Source organism: Candidatus Melainabacteria bacterium (assembly GCA_003963305.1).
GTDB lineage: Bacteria > Cyanobacteriota > Vampirovibrionia > Obscuribacterales > Obscuribacteraceae > PALSA-1081.
Genome location: RXJR01000004.1, coordinates 341,674 through 362,396, shown reverse-complemented (window position 1 = coordinate 362,396; position 20,723 = coordinate 341,674). Strand labels below are relative to the sequence as shown.

Sequence of the window (20,723 nt, the reverse complement as noted above, 5' to 3'; positions counted from 1 at the left end):
GTCCGGTCTACTTAGGACCTCTTGCTCTCAAAAACTCAGGAATATCGAGAAGATCGCTGGCGATCTTTTTGATTTCATCCTTTCCGTTTGTGTTTGCTTGAGGTGCAGGCTGTGGGCGCTCTGGCTGAATCTGCTGGCGCACTACAGGAGGTGTGGTTCTGGCATGCGTGGGATAGGGTGGCTGTTGTGAAACCATGTCGAATCCTGTGGCAATGACCGTGATCAACACTTCACCGTGCAGTCTGTCGTCGAGAACAGCACCGAAGATGATGTTGGCATCGTCAGAGACTGCGGAGTAGATTACGTTTGCTGCTTCCTGAACTTCATGCAATGTCAGGTCTGGTCCGCCAGTGACGCTGAAGATTACACCGGACGCACCATCGATGGTGGTTTCGAGCAATGGGCTGTTGATGGCATTGCGAGCTGCTTCTACTGCTCTGCCTTCGCCCGTTGCTCGGCCCACGCCCATCAAAGCGGAGCCTGCTGTCTGCATAACTGCTTTGACGTCGGCGAAGTCGACGTTGATCAATCCAGGCACGGTGATGATGTCTGAGATACCCTGCACACCTTGCATCAAGACTTTGTCTGCTTCAACGAAAGCTTCCTGCATCGAAGCGCGATGGTCGACAACCTCCAGCAAACGCTGGTTTGGAATGACGATGAGCGTATCGACTCGTGATTTGATTTCGTTGATGCCGGCGTCTGCTTGATTGCTACGACGCTTGCCCTCAAAGAGGAACGGTCTGGAGACGACTCCAACTGTCAGAGCGCCTTGCTCTTTGGCAACTTCAGCAACGATTGGCGCCGCACCAGTGCCGGTGCCACCGCCCATGCCCGCTGCGATGAAGACCATGTCAGCACCTTGTAATGCTGCAGCTATCTCTTCGCGGCTTTCTTCTGCTGCTTTGGTGCCGACGCTGGGATTGCCACCGGCTCCGAGTCCCCGAGTCAGCTTGCTTCCGATTTGCAAGCGATTTTTCGCTGCAGCCAGGTCGAGGGCTTGAGCGTCTGTATTGCAAGACCAGAACTCAACTCCATTCAACCCTGCGGCGATCATTCTGTTAGTAGCATTGGAGCCTGCGCCGCCCACACCAATTACCTTGATGTTGGCTTTGACTTCCAATCTGTTGTTCTTGTCGGTTTGTTCCGATCGGTCAAGCACAGCTCGTGAACCTCGTGTAGGTCTTTAAGTGGTTGTATATACAATCGATGTAAATTGGACTCGCTTGTAAAAGCGCTTAACGAAGCGATATTTCGCTTGCGACAAGTAATCCATTTGTCACCGTTCCGGTAATGTTAGAGCGTATCTACCTTATTTGCAAGGTACTAAAGGCCTTATGTCTTTAAGCTTTTTACAGTAATAAAGCCAGCCCATGATTACTTGGAATAGTTGCCAGTACCAAGACAGGCAGTGCCAAAAGCTACCCCATAAAGCCCTGCGCACGCATATAAGATTTTGTTGACCCAAGCTACTTAGCCTTATCGGAGGCGGCTTTGATCTTTTCGAGTGTTGTTTTGCACTGCTTGTTGTCGGGCGCCAGATCGCAAGCGGTCTGTGCATATTTGAGCGCTTCCGGGAATTTTCCGCTCGAGGCAGTTACCCCAGCTAAAATTCTAAATGCTTCAGGATTTTTCTTGTCCAGCTCAACACTCCGTTGCAAATTGAGCAGGGCATTATCATGGTCTCCCTTCATCGCATATGCAGTGCCTATATAGAAGAGGGCGTCTGAGTCGTTTGGTGCCAGAGCCAGTGCCTTTTTCTCTTCTACTATCTGACCGTCTAGGTCACCTTTCATTCCCAGTGTGGCACCAAGATCGCGATGGGCTGCCGCGTTTTGCGCGTTTAATTTAATCGCTTGCCTGAATTCTGCAATTGATTCTTCTGTTTGTTGCGCTCTGTTTAGCACCTGGCCGAGCTTATAGTGCACATCTGAATTTTCAGGGTCCAGTTTGACAGCTTTGTTCAGAGCTTCGAGCGACCCTTTGACGTCATTCTTGCGAATCAGAGTGCGGGCCAGACCCATGTAACCTTCTGAGTTCTCGGGGCTCAGTTTGATTGCCGCTTTAAACTGCTCTTCTGCACCGGCGATGTCGCCTGAGGTCAAGTATGCGCGCCCCAGGCTCAATCTGGTTTGGGGATTATTTGGGTTGGCTGCGATGCCTGCCTTGAAGCGAATGATGGCGTTTTGTATATCGTTCTCGTCTTGTTCTTTGCTTGCCATCACGCCTGGTGATGCAGCTGCAATCACAAGCAGAGTTGCTAACAACGCTCTTACCGGATCTAATTTCATTTCGAACACTACCTCGTTGTAAACGCGCTTGGTAAAGAAGCGGTTTTTTGTTTGAGCAGATTGGTTAAAACTGCACGACAGGCTGGGTCTTTTGGGCTGATTTGAATAGCCTTGCGATATGCCTCCAGAGAATCTCCTTTCTGCCCCAGCCCGTTATAAGCATCGCCCAGAGCCAGATAAGCCCAGTGGTTATTTGGAAACAACTGAATAGCACGCTTTTCAATTAAAGCAGCATTTTTGTAATCTTTCCTGGCCAAAAAACATTTACCAAGTCCCATATAAGCAAGGGAGTGATTTGGTGCCAGTGCGATAGTTCTTTTATATGCATCGGCTGCTTGATCCGTATCGCCTTTCAGTTGCAAGGCTACGGCCAGGTTGTAGATTGCCTCAACGCTTTTAGGCTGCGCTTTGACAATGATGCTGAATTGTTCAGCAGCGGCATCGATATATCCTAGCTGTTCCAGGCAAATAGCGTAGTTGCCGCGCACATCATTATCAGCAGGCACCATATCAAGTACCTGTTTTAGCTGCCCGCCCGCTTCATCCCAGTTGCCGCGTTTCATCAGAATCACCGCTATCTCGGCTCGCGTCTCGGCATTTTTGGGGTTGAGTTTGAGAGATTCAAACAAAGCCGAAAGGGCTCTATCCTGGTCGCCTGCGCGTGAGAGAGCTTTGCCCAGTTCTAAGCGTGCTTCGGGGCTGTCAGGCTTGGCTTCTACAGCCTGCTGAAAGTATGAGATCGCCTGAGAATATGCCTTTTGATTGCTGAAAGTTTTGCCTGCCTGCATCAAATTGGCAAAATTGCCAAGCGGCGCTGCCTGCGCAGACCGCGGGGCACAGGCACCACTCAAGACAGTGAGCAGCAATGATGCGATTATGGGCAGTGATGATTGAAAACGATTTGACACGAAGTCATTATATGAGAGCTGCACAGCTTAAAGCGCCCATATATTAGTAAGCCAATTTAAGTTGCTCAAAGACAACGGTTAAACACTTATCGTGGCATCGATTCGGGCAATTCTTCCGAAAGAGTGTCAAAATAAAACCATCTTAAGTTGATATCCTAGTAAACTGCTTTTATGAAACACGCGCGTTATTCGTTCTTACCAGGTTGTCATCTATCACACAGCTCAGCCGCGTAATTTTTGGATATAGACCCAAATGAGTCTGGAAGCCCTATTCGCCAATCCACAAGTAATTTTTTGGAAAGTTCTTTTTCCACCGCTGGTCTATTCGTTTCACGGTTGGTTTGCGACGAGAATGGCTATTGCTGCTCTCTTCAGACCATATAATCCGATCATGATCGGATCTTATCAGCTGCCTCTGACGCCGGGAATTTTTCCAAAGCGGCGCAGTAAGCTCGCCGAGTCAGTGGCTTCTACTGTGACAAGCAAGCTTTTGACGACCACCGATATCAAAGTTCAAGCGGAAAATCTTGTTACTGAGCAAAATATCTACACCTCGGTCGATATGTTTGTCGACTCGGTGCTCAAAGAATTCAGAGATACTTCTAAATTGCATAGATTGGCTTCAGATCTGGCTGAACTCAGTCCCACGTTGCTTCAACACCTGGTTGAATCAACAATTGAAAGTGTTGAGCAGGGACGAGAACAAAAGGTGGCCGCGATCACCGAAAAGATTTTCGATCAGGTCATCCTCAGCACTCGCATCAGCCTTGATCAGGCCAACGAACTGGCTGCTTACATTATCGAAGCATTTTTAACACCGACGAAAGTAAGAAACGTGCTCGTTGCGGTGCTCAGCCCACAGAATATCAATGCTGTAGATGAATCTATTCAAGCTCACGCCAGCGGTCCTTATAAAATTCTTGCTCGCATCATCGGCGTTAAGAGGGTCTGTTACGAGTGGCGTACATTTCTGGAGAAAGAACCGGAAGAGTCGCAAAAAATCATCAATGATTTGATCAAGCGCTTCGGGATAAGAGATCAAATCGCCGTGCAGATAGCCAACTTTGATATGCGTTCCCTGCCTTTGCAAACGATCGCTCGTTTCAAACAAGATCTGATTAGCTTTGTAGAGACATTCATTGTCGAGCACAAGGTTGATTTGATCGAGTCGGTAAAACGTGTCGAAGTCGAGGCGATGGGCACTGTTCGATCGGCGATTGTGCGTTTCAATCCCGAATCTATTCCGGAAATCTGGCTGAAAAGAGCCAAGCAAGATATTGCTACTTTTGCTTATTCATATTTGAAGCGTGAGCTTGGAGAACTCCTCGGGCAAGCAATTCCAGCACTTGGTATTCACTCTTTGATTGCGCGCAAAATCGATCAGTTTACAGCTCAGCAACTGGAGAATCTGGTCAAGGAAATTTGTGCGCGCGAGTTGATTTTGCTTGAGTGGTTTGGTGGTGGAATCGGGCTTGGTATGGGGCTCATTCAGATCGTGATCAACGCCTGCGTGCCATAGAGTATTCAAGAACGGCGTGAAAAACTGATCTGGGTTTATCGCTGTGTGGTCGCTTGTTGGTATCAAATATGGTGCAACGGTGCGACGCCTGAATCAAGGAGGTCAGTCTCCCGCAGTACCAGTTGCTTAATTTGGCCTGGTCAATTGCATATTTTGAAGTAATATTTGATTAGACAGCGAAGGTTAAGGATGAAAACCCGGCAACTAAAGCGGCTTCTTGCTAGACCAGTATTGGTAACACCGGCCGTGCGTCCTGTGCCAATGGCAAGTGGTCGTTTGCCTCGATATCGCGTTTTCATTCCCCCTGATGCGAAAGATTTGTTGGTCGGCGCACGCGTTGCCAATCGTTATTATGTTTTGTCAGTGCTTGGTCACGGCGGCATGAGCGTCGTCTATAAAGCCAAAGCAATGGGTAAAAACCCGCGCATTGTCGCCCTTAAGACATTGCGTACGCAGGGTCTGAACGACGAGTTGATCGTCAAGCGATTTCAGCGAGAAGCTGAACTTTTAAGCAAACTCAATCATCCGCGCATCGTGCAGGTTCACGATTACGGCACCACTGTGCGCGGGCAGCCTTATTTCGTCATGGATTATCTGACTGGGGTTAACCTGGCTGATGTATTGAAATATCAGGGTCCGCTTGCCGTAGAAAAGTTCCGCGACATTTTCTCTCAAGTTTGCGGCGCGGTCGATCACGCCCATCGCTGCGGCGTTATACACCGAGACCTCAAACCGGGCAATATCATGCTGTGCAAGTTCAATGGGCAGAACGACTTCGTCAAGGTCGTCGATTTCGGTATTGCTCGTTTCGAAGAAGAAGCTCAACGTCTGACGCGATTGGGCGAAGTCTGGGGCAGTCCTATCTACATGAGTCCTGAACAGTGTATGGGTGCACCTCTTGATGCCAGATCTGACATCTATTCGATTGGTGTGGTTATGTACGAAGCTCTCACAGGGCAAGTTCCGTTTCTCGGCAGGAACTACGTCGACACGATGACGCAGCAAATCAGTTCACCGCCGCGTCCGTTGTCGGAGGTTAGACCAGACTTGAACTTGCCCGCTAAAGTCGATGCCATCGTTTTGCGTGCTCTTGCCAAGGAACCGGACACTCGCTATCAGACCATGGCTGAACTGCGTGATGATATAGAAAAGTCTGTTTCACGACCATTGAAGATGGAAAGGTCTTATTCCGGAATTGCAGCAGTGCAGCAGCCTAAAAACGCGCGCGCTCTTCGAGCGACGGCAATCAAGCAGGAACAGCGCTCTGAAATTAAGAACATGCTCCTCACCGTGACACTAATAGCGGTGCTTTTCTTTGCCGTCGGCTATGGCTGGATGCGCTATCGTGACACTATAAACAAAACCCAGCAGGGTATGCAGACCTACCAACTGCAGCGCTCCTCAGAAATTCAGCGTCCGCCCGGGCTGGCGCCACTTTCGGAACCGAAGGAGCGCGGCAGTTCAAGGCGATAATTCGCTCATTTTCTGTAATTGCAGTTATTCTGATTGGCGATTCTAACTGACAGGTTACTGGGGCTTGCTTCCGCCGCCGTAGTATTCCCAGAGTTCTCGAGCCAGCGTGCGGAACTCGCTCAACCGTCCTGAGAATTTTAGTGCGGCATCGGCTCGAGCCAGATCGCGTTGCGCAAATGCATCTGAGCCTGCTTTGGCAACAACCTCAAGCTCCTGATCGAGTGTCCCAAGCAAAGCGGAGAGAGCTTCAGGGAAGGTCGCTGGTCGAACCGGCTGCGGCGGTGGCGCCGGCTGCTGATATGGTGGTGCTTGCGGAGGCTGCTGTTGAGGAAACTGCATCGCCTGTGGATATTGAGGCTGAGGGAATTTAGGCGGGGATGGCACCACAGGTGGCACCTGCGGCATCATCGGCTGAGGCGCGACCGGTGCTGAAGGCTGGACCTGCGGCAGAGGCGGCTGTGGTGCGACGGGCTGCTGCTGCAAGGAGGGCCACTGCGGGGTCATCGTACTGGACATGTGCGGTTGCGGTTGAGGCTGCGGGTGCATCTGAGGGAGAGGCGGCGCCTGTTGCGGTATGACCGGCTGCGGTTTTGGTGCCGCTTCAGGTGTGATTGGCTGAATCGGACGATTGCGCTCCGCCATTAATCGCGCATTGTCGGCATTGTGGGCAGCGCTGTCTGGTACTTGTTTCCATCCGCTCGAGCTGCCTGAGCCTACGCCCTGTGCTCCAGGAGTTGGCAGTTGCCTTGGTAACTCTGGTTTAGCAAATTCAGGCACTTGTTTTGTCTGAAAATCGTCTCTAGAACGCATATCCTGGAAAAATGCATCCTGGTAAGCTTTCTGGCGGGCTATCTCTTCTTCTTTTTTGGCCTGTTCGTTTTCTGTAGGTATCTCGATGCCGATCTGTCGGAGCGTAAAAACCTCGTCTGGATGTGCTTCTTCTCGCGCAAATCGAATCAGTCCGTTAAAGAGCTCCTTATAGATGTTGTGGAATAGTTCAGGCGGCATGATGTGCTCTTCGATCTGCCAGCGAACATCTAGATTCTCGCTAATCGGAATCATCGTGAAATAGGGCTTGAAGTTATTGGCGCTGAGCGCGAAGCCGATTAACTTGTCAGCCGGTAGTATGAAAACTACGACCTCTTCGACAGTGCCTTTGACTACCATAGTCCAGCGACGCGTTGAGACCCGTCCGCTGAAGATCAGATTGGCGTGTTCTTGCTGCTGCCAGTTGGCTGTCACTTCTTTCGATAGGAAAGGCCTGATCCAGTTGATTTCAAGCTCCGTGCCGGCGGCAATTTTATTGAATTCGTAGGCGCAATTTTGGAATACGTCGAACATCTTGTCGACGGTAGAGACCATCACTTCTTGAACATTTGCGCTCTTGTGCCTGTCACCTACTTCCAGAGCAGCCTTGCCGTCTGAGATTTTGGCGAGAAGCGTATTTGAATCTTTGGCTCCTTTGCTCTTGTAAGAAGCCAGCACTCGACTCTTCCACAGACCACGCACCGTGTCTTCAGATTGTGACTCACCTCGCGCAGCCGCTTCTTTCTGAGCCTTAGCCTGGGCCTCTTGCTGGGCTGCGATTTTGGCTGCTTCCTGGGCCAGCTGCGCTGCCTGCATCTTGTACTTGGTGCTGCCCGCTCTCTTGCCTGTGCCCGGTGCACCGGGTTGAGCTTTAATCTTCGAAGAGCTGTCTTTTTGCGACATTTTAGTTCTCCCGGATCCCAACAGTTGCCATGAAAGGTGAGCACGGTTGTATCCCGTGCACGCCGTCGTCTGGACGCCAGCCAGTAGACATATCAGGGGTATGGCGACAGCTTCCTATAGGATATCTACCCGAGCCGGGATACCTGCTAAACCATTGGCAGATAAAATAGCCGCCCGTCTACTCCAGCTTTCTGTAAAGAGTCGACGCCATGCCGATTGAGATGTAAAAGCTTTTCTGAAAAGCGTGTAAGAACGCTTGGAATCGCGATATATTTAGCGAGGATGCAAAGCTCTGAGCAAGCTGTGACTTCCGACCCGAAGATTTCTTATTAATCTTGGGCGGCTTATTTTCGGTGGTCTCGTCTGAGCGTTTTTACGCTCGAAAAAGGAAATAATGGCAGGCGAAAAAAACGGCTCTAAAAATGGACGCAAAAATTCTGTCAACGAAGATGCAATTGTGGTGCGTGGTGCGCGCCAGCACAATCTCAAAAATATAGACATCAGTATTCCGCGAAACAAGCTCGTCGTTGTCACCGGAGTTAGTGGCTCCGGCAAATCGTCACTGGCTTTTGATACGATTTTTGCCGAGGGGCAAAGGCGTTACGTAGAGTCACTTTCAGCCTATGCGCGACAGTTTCTCGGTCAGCTGGACAAGCCTGATGTTGATGCCATCGAAGGACTGAGTCCGGCAATTTCCATCGATCAAAAATCAACCAGTCACAATCCTCGCTCTACAGTCGGCACCGTTACGGAAATCTATGACTACCTGCGTTTGCTCTATGCAAGATGCGGTACTCCACACTGCCCGCAGTGCGATCGCCTGATCAATCCGCAAACCATCGATCAGATTGTTGATGGTGTTATGGCTTTGCCTGAGGGGACAAAAATTCAGATTCTTGCACCGCTTATATCCGGTCGCAAGGGCGAGTATCAGTCGCTTTTTCAAGATTTGCGCAAAGAAGGTTTTGTGCGCGTTCGCATCGACGGTGTTGTGCATGCCCTGGAAGACGACATAGAACTCGACAAGCAAAAGAAGCATACAATCGAGCTGGTTATCGACCGCATCGTCGTCAAGCCAAGCATTCAATCGCGGCTGGCAGACAGTCTTTCGCTCGGTTTGAAATGGGGCAAGTCGAATGTTCTGGTCGATCTGGTTGATGCTGCCGCCAGTGAAAAAAAGGAGTTGCTGTTCTCTGAGAAATTTGCCTGCGCTAATTGCAATATCAGTTTTGCCGAAATTTCCCCTCGAATTTTCTCTTTCAATAGCCCCTATGGTGCTTGTCCTGACTGCCACGGACTGGGGTCGGTGTTTGAAGTAGATCCCTCACTGGTCGTGCCTGATCCGAAGAAGTCACTGCAGGAAGGGGCTATTTATCCCTGGGCTAAGACCGGCAATCCATATTACGAGCAGATTCTCACTTCGCTCGCCAAACACTACAAGTTTAAAATGAATGTACCTTTTGAGAGTTTGCCGAAAGCAGCTCAGAAAGTCATTCTTTATGGCTCCGGCGAGGAAAAAATCAAGCTTGCCCATGATTCTTATGATGGGCGGGAATTCTGGGAGTACAAGAAACCGTTTGAAGGTTTGATACCGAACTTGACACGCCGACACGACGAAACAAATTCGGATCGGGCTCGCGCCGATATTGAAAATTTTATGACCCAGATGCCCTGTAAATCTTGCTCAGGCACTCGCTTGAAGCCTGAGAGTCTGGCTATCCGAACCGGTGGTCTATCTATTGCTCAGGTGTGTGCACTTTCTGTCGTTAAGGCATTGCAGTTCTTTGAGAACTTGCCCGAGCAATTGACCGCGCGCCAGCAGACAATAGCGCATCAGGTGTTGATTGAGATTACCTCTCGATTGAAGTTTCTGTCTGATGTCGGGCTTGATTATCTGACTCTGGAGCGACAGGCTAATACCTTATCTGGTGGCGAGGCGCAGCGTATCAGGCTGGCCACTCAAATCGGCTCAGGTCTCTCCGGTGTTCTTTACGTACTGGACGAACCTTCGGTCGGGTTGCATCAGCGTGATAATAATCGGCTCATTCACACTTTGAAGAAGCTTCGCGATCTGGGTAATACTCTGCTTGTCGTAGAGCATGATGAAGACACTATGCGCATGGCTGACTGGTTGATTGATATCGGACCTGGTGCCGGCGTTCATGGCGGTCACCTGGTCGCCGAAGGCACCATAGATGATATCTGTAAATCGAAGAATTCCTCGACCGGTGCTTATCTGTCCGGGCGTAAATCAATCGAGGTGCCGAAGAAGCGACGCCCTGGAAATGGTCACTATTTGAAGGTTACAGGTGCCAAGCTGAACAATTTGAAAGATGTCAGCGTCACCATACCGCTCAATAAATTTGTTGCTGTTACCGGGGTCAGTGGCTCCGGTAAATCCAGTTTTGTAAACGATTTGCTTTATCAATATCTCAGGCACGCCCTGGGCAGCCCGGTGCCGATGCCGAAAGGCGTCACCAGCGTCACAGGCATCGAAAATCTCGATAAAGTGATCGATATCGATCAGTCTCCGATTGGTCGCACACCTCGATCCAATCCCGCTACATACACTGGTTTGTTCGACGTCGTGCGCGACATCTTCTCGCTCACCAATGAGGCCAAGGCGCGCGGCTATCTGCCCGGACGATTTTCATTCAACGTCAAGGGTGGGCGTTGCGAAGCCTGTCGCGGCGAAGGCATGAATGAGATCGAGATGAACTTTCTGCCGTCTGTTTTTGTTACCTGCGATGTCTGCAAGGGCGCCCGATACAATCGCGAGACTCTGGAGGTTAAGTTCAAAGGCAAATCTATTGGTGACGTGCTCGAGATGACCGTGGAAGATGCACTCGTCTTTTTCGAGAATGTGCCGAAAGCTGAGTCCAAGCTGACGACCATGCAAGAAGTCGGTCTCAACTACATTAAGTTGGGGCAATCGGCTACCACCTTATCTGGTGGCGAAGCGCAGCGTGTCAAACTGGCTGAGCAGTTATCGAGACGGTCGACCGGAAAGACTATCTTCATTCTGGACGAGCCGACAACGGGATTGTCCTTTGCTGATGTAGACAAACTCTTGCATGTTCTCAATCGATTGGTTGACGGAGGCAACACTGTTTTGATCATTGAGCACAATTTAGACGTCATTAAGCAGGCAGACTGGATTATCGACCTCGGTCCGGAAGGCGGCGACAGGGGCGGAACCATCGTCGCCGAGGGAACACCGGAGCAACTGGCTGCTGTCAAAGAATCGCATACAGGACAGTTTTTGCGCGAATGTCTTAATTTGAACAAAGCCCTGGTATAAACGGTGACTCAGGTTGTTATGGCTCCGTTCGTGTTTTATGATGTATGCGGCACCCTCTGTTTCCACATAGCCAGGAGCTTTTGTGACTGACCCGAGCGACGTCAAGGCGATGCAAGCAGACGGACAGAACACCTCTGATCCCGTTTTCGATTCATTGCGCAAACGTGGGCACCGCATCACGGCGCAACGCGAAACCATTTTGCAGATCTTTCGCGACTTGCCGCACGGCAACCACCTTTCAGCAGAGGAATTACACGCCAAGCTGCTCGAGTTAGGCTCGAATGTCAGTCTGGCTACAGCTTACCGAACGCTGAAGCTGCTTTCATCGCTCGGGTTGTTGAGAGAACTCGACTTTGCTGAAGGTCATAAACATTACGAACTCAAGCAAGACACATTGCCGCATCAGCACATCATTTGCATTGGTTGCAATATGACTCTCGAGTTCGAAGATCACTTCCTGGAGGAAGCAGGGCAGAAAATTGGCGCTCGTCACAACTTCGAAGTAATAGATGCGCAGTTCAAGATCTTCGGGCTCTGTCCAACCTGCCGGGAGCAGAAAAAGCCCGTATTACAGCCAATGAGCCGCCCAGTTGGCGAAAGTCGAAAAACTTCCGGTCGTTCGGCCGGAAAAACATCAACTTGATTAGAGAAAGTTCACGTAGTTTTTTTTGAGGTGTCATTTTGACTTTAAGCGAAGCAAAAGATGGTCAATGGTTCATCGTCGAGCGAACCACAAGTGACGATATAACCTATCAGGCGCTCCGTTTCGGCATTGGCGAAGGGTCGCGTATTCAAGTCCAAAAAAATATTCCGGGCGGTCCGATAATAATTTCGAAGAATCAACTCGAGATTGCTATAGGCAGACAGTTAGCCAATTTCATTGAAGTCTCCCACAGTGATTTGGAAGGCAAGAGCAAGAAATGAGATGCTGCAAAACCGCCTGATCTGCCCCCACTGCAAATGCCCGTTAAGCCCATCATCAGGGCAAAGTACGGGTATGCATTGTCCTCGTTGCAACACCTGGTTGGACATCGACGCGCAATGCAAAGGCAGCTGTCTGGCCTGTCATAAAACGCTTAAAAATGACAACAGTAGCTGTGTTGAAGCGACTCCGGCAAATTCAAGCTGCTGCAGCGAGAATTCTAGTGCAAATGTGGTACAGAGAGAACAGTGGGCTGGTGCTTCTATATCCAGCAGGACACTTGCACAAGCCTGGAAAGCTGTGTGGAGCAAGTTGTTTCCTGTAAGATAAAGGTGAGAATGAGAGTTTCAGCTACGCTAAAACGGTCACTAAGAGGTAAACATAAGGGTTCTCGATGAGTCCGTTGAATCCCTGGAAATTATCGGGATATAAAGCTGGTCAAAATGTTGTCTGCAAGGTCGTTAAAGATGAACCTGGCGGCTACGCAGTCATTATCCCGAAAGACAATCTTCCTGGTTTTTTGCCCACACAAGCTTTGCTGCGGACGGGTGAAGAGATCTTGGCTCAGTTCGTATGCGTTCATAACCATCGCATTTTGCTTTCTGCTCGTTTCTCCAACAATGTAAGCAAACTCGCTGCTACGCCAAATGTCCGCTGGGAAGAGCATCTTGATGAGATAGACGTAGCTGCACCAGCGCCGCCACAGCAAAATGAGGAGCCCGCTCCCAGAGCTTCGGTTGAGCAACAATCGCAGACTATTCCGCCTCATCAGCAAGGTAACGTGATCGTGCCTCCTTCGACGCGCCCTGATGACGGCATGTACAAGAATTACCCGGCTACATCAGTGAAGACCCTGCCGGTCGAGTCCAACCCGCCAGCGCCGCCGAACAGACCAGCAGCAGCACAGGCGCCTCCTCAACCTCGCGGGGGAGGGCTGAACCAGGCCATGCCGTATCCGGCTAACGCGCCGCCAGCATCTGATCCTGTACCGAACCGACTGATCTCAATCCCCTCCAACCAGGCCATACAACTCGAGCAAGAAGCCGAAGCAGAAAGGGCTTTTGGAGTCTGGGCATCAACCCCGCGTAAGTTTCATTTGAAGCGCGCCACCGATTTGATTTTGCCACCAATTGATAAAGACTCTCTGGAAGAGTTCAAAATCGTAGACTACGATGTCGAGTGGCTTATAACCAATCTGGAAGGCGGCATGCGCACCGGCTGTGTCAAAGCTGCCTGTGAGAGCAAACTTTCTCGTTCTGCCATGTTGCTTTATCGCGGACGCGCTGTCGGCTGCATCTACGGTTGCAAGTCTATGCCTGATACTCAGCCTACCGAGCAGTCTTTGCAAAATATGCTGGCCGACCTCGAAGTGCCCGACACCGATGTCAAAATGTACGATTTGCCCGAGAATGTCACTCTCGCCATGTCTGCGCTCTTCCTTGGTTACCCGGTGCAACGCAACGACGACTATGATGCACGCGCTTATATGGACTACATTTGCGGCTGGTTCGAAAGCAAAGGCAATACCGCCTGTTTGGCTATAACGCTTCCATCTAATTCGGCAACCTGCCTCGGTTATGTGTACAAAGGACAGTTCTGTGGTGCCTTCTATGTCGAAGACCAGCAGTTCAGGACCGACAAAGAGTTTGTCTACGAGCTTTTGCGCAATGATCCGCGCGCTAATGTCGAAGCCAGTATCTTGCCTCCCGAGATGACATCATCGGCGGTGCGGTTCGGCTTCAGCTTGAGTATGGCTAAAAAGCGCATAGACGGGCGCTAATTCGGCATCTCGCCTTAACCGGCATCGAACAAACTTCGGCCAACGCGCCTCGAGCAATAAGGAAACTCAAGGCTTCAATTATTTGGCGTTTATTTTTACGTCAAACGGTATTACAGATGGTATCGCTGGTTGGAAGTAATCTTTCAACTGCCAAGCCAGGTCATTGTCTCTATTTTTATAGCGTCTGCCCAGGCGCAAGAAATAAGTAGCAATTTCGGGGTCTTGCGGCGCCAGCTGATTGGCTTTAGCGTAGAGCATCAGTGCTGCTTTATAGTCTCTGCGGGCTTGTTCGAAGTCTTTGCCCAGTCTGAACAATCCCCGGGCAAAGTTTGGCTCCATCTGCAGACCTGCGTAATACTGGCTGATAGCCAGGTCGTTCAAGCCGGCGTGATCGAGTGTATCGCCGAGGGCGAAATAATAAGCAGCGTTTGGCTTGATTTTTTGCACTGCCGCGCTTATCGAGGGCAGTTCCTTCTCCACGATTGACCGGGGCAGGTTCGTCAGAACTGTGTTGAGCAGTCGTTTTGCATCGTAGTCGTTGGAGGTCAAGTTAGAGGTTGTATTCAAAAACATCAAAGCAGGCAGGAGCGCTTCCTGGAAATACCCACACCAGATACAGGCTCGTGCGTATGTTTTGGCCACGATGGCTTTGGTCGGATAATTTGCATATGCCACTCTCAGTGGTGACAACGCTTCTTGAGTGCGTCCCAGTCCCATCAAGGCAAAGGCTTTTACTTTGTAGGCCAGCCAGAATTGAGGATGAGTTTTGATCTCTTGTTCGGCTAAGTTGAGGGCGTCTCCGTAACGCATTTTCTCCAGGCAGACTTCGCCCAGAGCCGAGCGCAGCCCTTCGATTTCCGGATTTTTTTTCAGGGCCAGGTTGTAGGCAAAGGCGGCATCATCGATCTTGCTCCTGGCGGCAAAATAGTTGCCGTACCAGAAAAGTACCTCAGGATCGTCGGTAAATCTCTCGTGAGCAGTCTCAATCATATGCATCGCTACATCGGAGCGCCCGTTTTTCAGCTCTTGTTTGACGCGCAGCATCCAGAGGTGGGCATTGTTTGGTGCCAGTTTGACTGCAGCCATGTATTGTTCGCGGGCCAGGTCGGGCAGGGCCAGCTGGTCATAGCAAGCGGCCAGCTGACAGCGTGCATCGACGTCGTTTGGATTCTTATCCACTGCTTCAGCCAGTCGGTTCAATGTTTGCTGGCTGGGTTTTTCGTCTCGTACAGGGGCCGTGTCTGCCCCGGGCGTCATCGCTTGCACTGAATTTGGTGCAGCAAAAGTGACCAGCGTCACCGCCGCCAATGTCAATGCCTCCAGTTTGCGCATCTCTCTCTACCTTGCCACTGCCTTGAAAGACAATACCACCACGGTTCGGTAACCGGGTTGTTTGTTAGGGCTGATGCGTACAGTAAACGTGCTGCCTTCTCTGACTGCAGTCAATGTTTTGCCGTCTGGTGCCATGTCGAGCAGCTTCCAGCCGTAGCTAGTCAGGGCTGTTCTGTACCATTCCATGACCTGTCCTTCATCTTCTGTCGCTGCAAAGGTCAGACCGATTCTGTAACCGGAGCGGTCGTTGGGATAACGCAGCCCTGTCAAAAATTTTGTTCGCCCTGTGAATGTCGGCACATTGGGAATGTCGACCGGCTGGCTCAAATTTTCGCAGGCATATTCTCTGTCTGCTGTAACCGGTCGATACACCCTCGGTTGAGCTTTAGCATTCGAGTTTGTGTCTGCGATACATCGAGATGCTGTCGCTGCAAGTGCGACTGACGCAATTGCAGCGATGCAGAGAGTTCGAGCTGTGATTATGGTCATCCGCGTCCTTCGGGTGCTTCCATAATATTAGCAGGGGCAGTGCCAGGGTTGACCGGCATCGTAGGCGCAATTTGAGAAGCGCAAGATACCCTGCAAGCAATTGAAACCGGATGAATTGGTCCAATCGAGGTTGTTGCGGTAACTGGCAACACCGTTGCAGTCCCATGGATTTGGGAACCCTTGCTCACCTGGAATGTTTACATACGCAGGCACTACTGGCAGGTCGGTACCATTGACGCGGGTGTCGGCGTGGATGCTTGAACCGTCGGCAGTGATACTGGAGACGTTGATCCAGCTGGGCAAGTTGCCCTGGTCCGTGACTTTGAAAGTGCCGTTGCTATCCAGCCAGATGAATCGCTGTGCGCCCATCGGCAACGGAGTGTTGAGAACGGCTTGAATCTCCGAAGCGGAAGCGGTCGGTTTGATCTGATGCAGTTTGAGAGTCATGATTGAGTAGATTTGTGACTCAGCTGATGCCGTCTGTGGATACTGCGAGAAGCTGGTCAGCAAGCTGCCGATCGTTCCTACCTGTCCGAACTGGATTGGATCGTTTGGTCCGATTGCGGTCGGGAAATACTTCAGTCCAGTGCACACACCGCCGCTTGCAGAAGCAGGCAGATCGTTGATTACGGCTGGTCCGCCGCCTGGACGTGGGTTGATGACACCGGCTTTCTCACGTTCGAGAGCCATCAGTCCGTTCAACTGACCAGCGCCACCCTGCGAAGGCAAGTTGGTGCCATATACAGTCGCCATGGAAGTGAGGTTGTTTACGCAAGTAGGGTTGTAACCCGGCTCACCTGCTGACGAGTTGGTGTTTGTGCAAGCCGAAGGCGTTTCGTTTGGTTGAATGCCGTCAGCGAAAGCCTGTTTAGGACTTGGTCCATCGAGTCCATCAGCGAGGTTGGCAGGTACCGGCGTGGTTGGATTGCCGGCTGCTATCTGAGCTTTCTTCCAGTCCTGAATGTCGACAATTTTTTGTGGATTTTGTGACATCGCACCATTGGCGGTGACGTAGACCGTGTTGTACATGAGCACGTCGGCAAAAATGTCGCGACCGCCGCCACCGTAACCGTTGGCGTTCAACCCTGCCGCTGGAGGCTGAGTGTTGAGCTGGCCTGTGCCGGAGAATGGAGACTGGCCTGGTCCGTTCATGACTGCGATGAAGCCGCATGGGATGCTGGCTGTGAACTGTCCTGCCAGGGCGACTGTGCCGGCAATGGCGCATGATGTGGCGCCTGCGAGCTTGCCCTGATGAGACTCGTAACCTGAGCCGCCAGACTTGAATGCATTAGGTGGAATGCGACTGGCAACTGCTCCGCTGGCACCGGAAAGAGGAGTTGGCTTCAGGCGTCCGAAGTCGTACTCGCTTACCAGGTGAGGGTTCGTCATTGGTCGCAGGGGCACGCCCATGAGTGGGTAGCTCGAGTTGTCGGTTACTGACGGAATGTCGATGAAAGAATATCCCTTCAAGTAAGTCGAACCGGCCTGGCTGACGAGAGTGCTGCCGAGGAAAGTCGGATTGTTGAATGCCGGAGGAATTGTGTTTGGGTTGAGCTGCAAGTTCGTGGCGGTATTGGGTGCCATGTAAGAAACGTCTTTGATCGGACTGACGTTATCAGGGGCGGTGCCGTTATTGAGCATCTTTATACTTGCAATTTGCGCCAGGTTTTTGAAGTTGATATCCATCTGCTGGTCGCCGGCCAATTTGTTCGCCAGAGCTTTACCGATACCATCATTAGGATTGGCGAGCAGATCGATTAGCGTTTTAGCATCTGAGACACCAAGCGGATTAGTATCCGATGCAGCATTCATGGCTACCAGCATCGCCTGTCCGACTGCTCGGTTATACGTGAGCAGATCGAGTTCGTTGGTGGCCGGATCTCTCAGCTGTCCGAAATTTTGCTGGGCTAGAGCCAGACGAGGACCAGACATGTCGTAGGGTCCACCGTTGAAGAGTTTCAGCGACGGATAGCGCAGACTTTGTTTGGCGACGTTGAGGTTGCCTGAGTCAGTGGCGTTTTGCAGTTCTCGGGCACCGCCCAGTAACTTGCTGAGGAAGAATATCCCCATGCCGATTACCATGATTACTAAAGTGGTCACGACCACTAAAGATAGCGTTGCACCGCGCTTCCCATGACGTCGTCGCATATTAACCTCGCGAAGTGGTAAGTCAGAGTCTCTGTTGATTGCGAAAACAGCATAAGCCTAGCAAGCCAGCTAACCCGAGGTCGCTGAGTGTTTGTTAGAAAACGCATAGGTTGGGCCTCTGCGTTGCTCTGCCGTTCTATTATTATCAAGAGCTAATCTGTTTCCGTCAATGCGTAGAAGTACGAATGAGGATGCGTCAGGGCTCTGGAACAGGGCTTTTTTGGCGCTCATCAAACGTAATACTCCTGCAAAACGCTGATTGCTCTTGATTTTGCTCTTTCAGTTGGTTGCACTATGCAGAGATTACCTACAGGTGCCGCCATCTGATTCGAGCTGACTGTCGCTTGCTAAGCGCTTACCACTCTTCAACCTTTCAGATAACAACAGCGAGCTGACATTATTCTGAGAGGCGCATGAGCCTGTTTGGCGAGCATTTGGCAGTCGAGCGGGTTTCCTATAACGAACTTGATGTCCTTTATAGTAGCGTCGAATTATTACTGAAGTGTGACTAAACCGGACTAGCCGTTATCTTCGCCCCACTGCTGCGAGCCTGAATAGACACTCTGCTCATGTTGTTCGCTGTGCTCTTCCTGTCCGCCTTCACTGGCATCGCCTGTGGTGTCGTTCCAGGTTGGAGCTTCAGATTGATGTGAGCCTGAGGTGTCTTCATGTTCATTTGCACCGAACAAGTTCAACTGCTCTCCTTGCATCGAGCTAGAGCCGGATTCATGTCCATGCTGCTCATGCCCGTGCTCGTGAGAGTGGTCATGACCATGCTCGTGCGAGTGTTCATGTTCATTGTGCCCGTGCTCGTGTTGGTGAGCATGCTCGCCGTTGTGCTCGTGCGAATGCTCATGCTCGTGCTCATGGGAGTGACCATGGTCGTGATGCTCGGAGTGTTGAGAAGCACCTTCCTGCTGGCTTTCAGACTCGACAACTCGAGCTTTGAGCCGATACGTTCCTGTGACAGGATCGTATTCAGTTTGGAAGGGACTGCTGTCGGCAAACGACACCAGATCTTCTTCTGTCTCGTGTTCCACGGACACTTCCGGCTGCTCCTCCTGGCTCGACTCTTCCGGCTCGGCATGAACATGTGGCTCAGCTTGCTCGTAAGGTCGCACTTCGGAAGCTTCAGCGGCGATTTGTTCGGCCGGAGTTTCCTGGCGCGGGCGTGCACCCATTTCGTTGAAGACGTGTTCGACTGCAGTGATGTTTTCAGTCAACGTGGTCGACTCTTCCTCATCGTCGTCGCTGAAGCTTTCTTCAAAGAGATTGGCCTTAGGGGCGAAGTCTTCGTTGTGCGCGTCGAACTGGGCTTGATCGTTGTCTTCTTCGTCTTCAGACTCCGATTCATTGTATGCAGCTCTTTTTACGCCGCCTTTCAACTCGCGTTCGGCTGGGTCGGCGAGCAGGTCGTCCGGCATTTGATCCAGAATTTCCTCAGGCACGTCTGTGAAGTCTTCTTCCTCAACTTCGTCAACTGTCGGCAGAATTCGACCGTTGTGAGCGGTTGCTGCGCGCAACTGTCCACCACCGGCATTTTGCTGCCGGAGTGGTCTGCGGTTGTTGCCGCCGCGAGTTTTGGTCGTTTCTTCTGGACTCTTGAAGCTGATTACACGACGGTGTTCGGCAGTTCCAAGCTCGAGCGTCGGCACTACGCCTAAGCCTGAGCAGCCTGTGCAATGAACGGTGAAGAGCTCACGCAGGCTCTGACCCTGGCGGCGACGAGTCAACTCGACCAGACCGAGGTCTGAAAGTTGGCCGACTTGAGGCTTGGCACGGTCTTCTTCCAGCACTCTCTGGAAAACTTCCAGGACTTGTTGTTGGTCTTTGCGGCTGTCCATGTCGATAAAATCGACTATCACCATGCCGCCGATATTGCGCAATCGCAACTGCCGCGGAATTTCCTGTGCCGCTTCGACATTGGTTCTGCGCACGGTCTCAGCCTGGGTGCGCGAACTTGTGAATCGACCCGAGTTGACGTCGATAACGGTCAGGGCTTCGGTCGGTTGAATGTTGAGGTGTCCACCGCTTGGCAGTTCGACCCGGTCGGAGAGAGCGGCTTCGATCTCTTTATCGACACCTTTTGAAACCAGCAAGCTGTCATCGCCAGTGTGATAACTGACGCGCGTCGTGCGACCGGCCCAGCCTTGCAAGTATTCCTGGGCGCGCTTCTGCCCGTCCTGGCTGTCGCAGATGATTTCGCTTACATCGTTGGAATAAGCATCACGGATGACGCGGAACAACAAATCCTGGTCTCTATAAATGAGCGATGGACCGATTGAAGCCTCGCCTTCTGAAACCACCGTCTGCCAGCGATCCCAGAGCTGCTCGAAATCTTCGAAAAGTTCACTCTCGCCCTGTGCTTTAGCTTCTGTACGGATGATTAGACCGACGCCGGGAGGCTTCATCAGGTTGACCACTGATTTCAAGCGGGCTCTTTCTCTCGCTTCGCTGATGCGTCGTGAAATCGAGACTCCTCGCTCTTCGGGAACGAGTACAAGGAATCTTCCAGGCAGACTGATTGCTGTGGAAACTCTTGGTCCCTTGTGGCCGGTTGGTTCTTTAGTGATCTGCACCAGTAATTTTTGTTTGGGTACCAGGCGTTCTTTCAACAGACCCTGCCCGGGCACGTCGTTGGCGTGGAGAAAGCCCATTTTGTCTTTGCCCAGGTTGACGAAAGCAGCGTCGATGCCGGGCAGGATGTTTTCCACGGTGGCTGAATAAATGTCACCCAGCAGCAATTCACCGCGGTTTACGAAGAACTCGACCACACGTTCGTTTTCGAGTATCGCCGCAATGCTGTCTTGCTCGGAGATTACAAGTGACTTTTTCATAAGGTTCCTCTTA

At 51.3% G+C, this 20,723-nt stretch carries 14 protein-coding genes; 6 read left to right on the top strand and 8 right to left on the bottom strand.

What is annotated here, in order from left to right; genetic code table 11:
- Window positions 1-7: 7 nt before the first annotated feature.
- From ftsZ to EKK48_05815, 3 genes are all read right to left on the bottom strand, one after another.
- A complete protein-coding gene (gene ftsZ / locus EKK48_05825) occupies window positions 8-1,162 on the bottom strand; it encodes a cell division protein FtsZ (GenBank protein ID RTL44765.1) in 1,155 nt (384 codons plus the stop codon).
- A 307-nt stretch (window positions 1,163-1,469) separates the two neighbouring features.
- Window positions 1,470-2,291: a tetratricopeptide repeat protein gene (locus EKK48_05820; protein RTL44764.1), complete on the bottom strand. Its 822-nt coding sequence runs from the start codon at window positions 2,289-2,291 to the stop codon at window positions 1,470-1,472.
- Between the two features lie 8 nt (window positions 2,292-2,299).
- Window positions 2,300-3,199, bottom strand: a complete 900-nt coding sequence (locus tag EKK48_05815; protein RTL44763.1) for a tetratricopeptide repeat protein — start codon at window positions 3,197-3,199, stop codon at window positions 2,300-2,302.
- Between the two features lie 253 nt (window positions 3,200-3,452).
- On the opposite strand from EKK48_05815, the gene EKK48_05810 reads away from it, so the two are divergent.
- The gene (locus tag EKK48_05810; protein RTL44762.1) at window positions 3,453-4,718 is read left to right on the top strand and encodes a DUF445 family protein; all 1,266 of its coding nucleotides are present in this window, start codon (window positions 3,453-3,455) and stop codon (window positions 4,716-4,718) included.
- A gap of 189 nt (window positions 4,719-4,907) precedes the next feature.
- Complete coding sequence (locus tag EKK48_05805) at window positions 4,908-6,191, top strand: serine/threonine protein kinase (GenBank protein ID RTL44761.1); 1,284 nt, start codon at window positions 4,908-4,910, stop codon at window positions 6,189-6,191.
- Between the two features lie 54 nt (window positions 6,192-6,245).
- Here the strand turns inward: EKK48_05805 and EKK48_05800 are convergent, their stop codons facing one another.
- Complete coding sequence (locus tag EKK48_05800) at window positions 6,246-7,901, bottom strand: hypothetical protein (GenBank protein ID RTL44760.1); 1,656 nt, start codon at window positions 7,899-7,901, stop codon at window positions 6,246-6,248.
- A gap of 394 nt (window positions 7,902-8,295) precedes the next feature.
- Between EKK48_05800 and uvrA the strand changes: the two genes are divergently transcribed.
- The 4 genes from uvrA to EKK48_05780 all read left to right on the top strand — a co-directional run bounded on the left by uvrA (window position 8,296) and on the right by EKK48_05780 (window position 13,904).
- On the top strand, window positions 8,296-11,202 hold the full coding sequence (uvrA, locus tag EKK48_05795) for an excinuclease ABC subunit UvrA (protein RTL44759.1): 2,907 nt from the start codon (window positions 8,296-8,298) through the stop codon (window positions 11,200-11,202).
- A 109-nt stretch (window positions 11,203-11,311) separates the two neighbouring features.
- Complete coding sequence (locus EKK48_05790; GenBank protein RTL45003.1) at window positions 11,312-11,845, top strand: transcriptional repressor; 534 nt, start codon at window positions 11,312-11,314, stop codon at window positions 11,843-11,845.
- A gap of 38 nt (window positions 11,846-11,883) precedes the next feature.
- The gene (locus tag EKK48_05785) at window positions 11,884-12,126 is read left to right on the top strand and encodes a ferrous iron transport protein A (GenBank protein ID RTL44758.1); all 243 of its coding nucleotides are present in this window, start codon (window positions 11,884-11,886) and stop codon (window positions 12,124-12,126) included.
- Between the two features lie 392 nt (window positions 12,127-12,518).
- Window positions 12,519-13,904: a hypothetical protein gene (locus tag EKK48_05780; protein ID RTL44757.1), complete on the top strand. Its 1,386-nt coding sequence runs from the start codon at window positions 12,519-12,521 to the stop codon at window positions 13,902-13,904.
- 78 nt (window positions 13,905-13,982) lie between these two features.
- Here EKK48_05780 and EKK48_05775 read toward each other — a convergent pair whose 3' ends face one another.
- The 4 genes from EKK48_05775 to EKK48_05760 form a co-directional block, all read right to left on the bottom strand.
- Entirely contained in the window at window positions 13,983-15,236 is a 1,254-nt protein-coding gene (locus EKK48_05775; protein RTL44756.1) for a tetratricopeptide repeat protein, read from the bottom strand.
- A 6-nt stretch (window positions 15,237-15,242) separates the two neighbouring features.
- Window positions 15,243-15,725, bottom strand: a complete 483-nt coding sequence (locus tag EKK48_05770) for a hypothetical protein (GenBank protein ID RTL44755.1) — start codon at window positions 15,723-15,725, stop codon at window positions 15,243-15,245.
- A gap of 27 nt (window positions 15,726-15,752) precedes the next feature.
- Window positions 15,753-17,873 (bottom strand): hypothetical protein, encoded by a 2,121-nt coding sequence (locus EKK48_05765; GenBank protein ID RTL44754.1) that lies wholly within the window; start codon window positions 17,871-17,873, stop codon window positions 15,753-15,755.
- A gap of 518 nt (window positions 17,874-18,391) precedes the next feature.
- Complete coding sequence (locus EKK48_05760; GenBank protein RTL44753.1) at window positions 18,392-20,710, bottom strand: Rne/Rng family ribonuclease; 2,319 nt, start codon at window positions 20,708-20,710, stop codon at window positions 18,392-18,394.
- Between the last annotated feature and the right edge of the window lie 13 nt (window positions 20,711-20,723).

Excerpts from the sequence above, each read along its gene's own strand:
- EKK48_05820 (RTL44764.1), bottom strand. The coding sequence starts at position 2,291 with ATGAAATTAGATCCGGTAAGAGCGTTGTTAGCAACTCTGCTTGTGATT.
- EKK48_05810 (RTL44762.1), top strand. The coding sequence starts at position 3,453 with ATGAGTCTGGAAGCCCTATTCGCCAATCCACAAGTAATTTTTTGGAAA.
- EKK48_05805 (RTL44761.1), top strand. The coding sequence starts at position 4,908 with ATGAAAACCCGGCAACTAAAGCGGCTTCTTGCTAGACCAGTATTGGTA.
- EKK48_05800 (RTL44760.1), bottom strand. The coding sequence starts at position 7,901 with ATGTCGCAAAAAGACAGCTCTTCGAAGATTAAAGCTCAACCCGGTGCA.
- uvrA (RTL44759.1), top strand. The coding sequence starts at position 8,296 with ATGGCAGGCGAAAAAAACGGCTCTAAAAATGGACGCAAAAATTCTGTC.
- EKK48_05790 (RTL45003.1), top strand. The coding sequence starts at position 11,312 with ATGCAAGCAGACGGACAGAACACCTCTGATCCCGTTTTCGATTCATTG.
- EKK48_05780 (RTL44757.1), top strand. The coding sequence starts at position 12,519 with ATGAGTCCGTTGAATCCCTGGAAATTATCGGGATATAAAGCTGGTCAA.
- EKK48_05775 (RTL44756.1), bottom strand. The coding sequence starts at position 15,236 with ATGCGCAAACTGGAGGCATTGACATTGGCGGCGGTGACGCTGGTCACT.
- EKK48_05770 (RTL44755.1), bottom strand. The coding sequence starts at position 15,725 with ATGACCATAATCACAGCTCGAACTCTCTGCATCGCTGCAATTGCGTCA.
- EKK48_05765 (RTL44754.1), bottom strand. The coding sequence starts at position 17,873 with ATGCGACGACGTCATGGGAAGCGCGGTGCAACGCTATCTTTAGTGGTC.
- EKK48_05760 (RTL44753.1), bottom strand. The coding sequence starts at position 20,710 with ATGAAAAAGTCACTTGTAATCTCCGAGCAAGACAGCATTGCGGCGATA.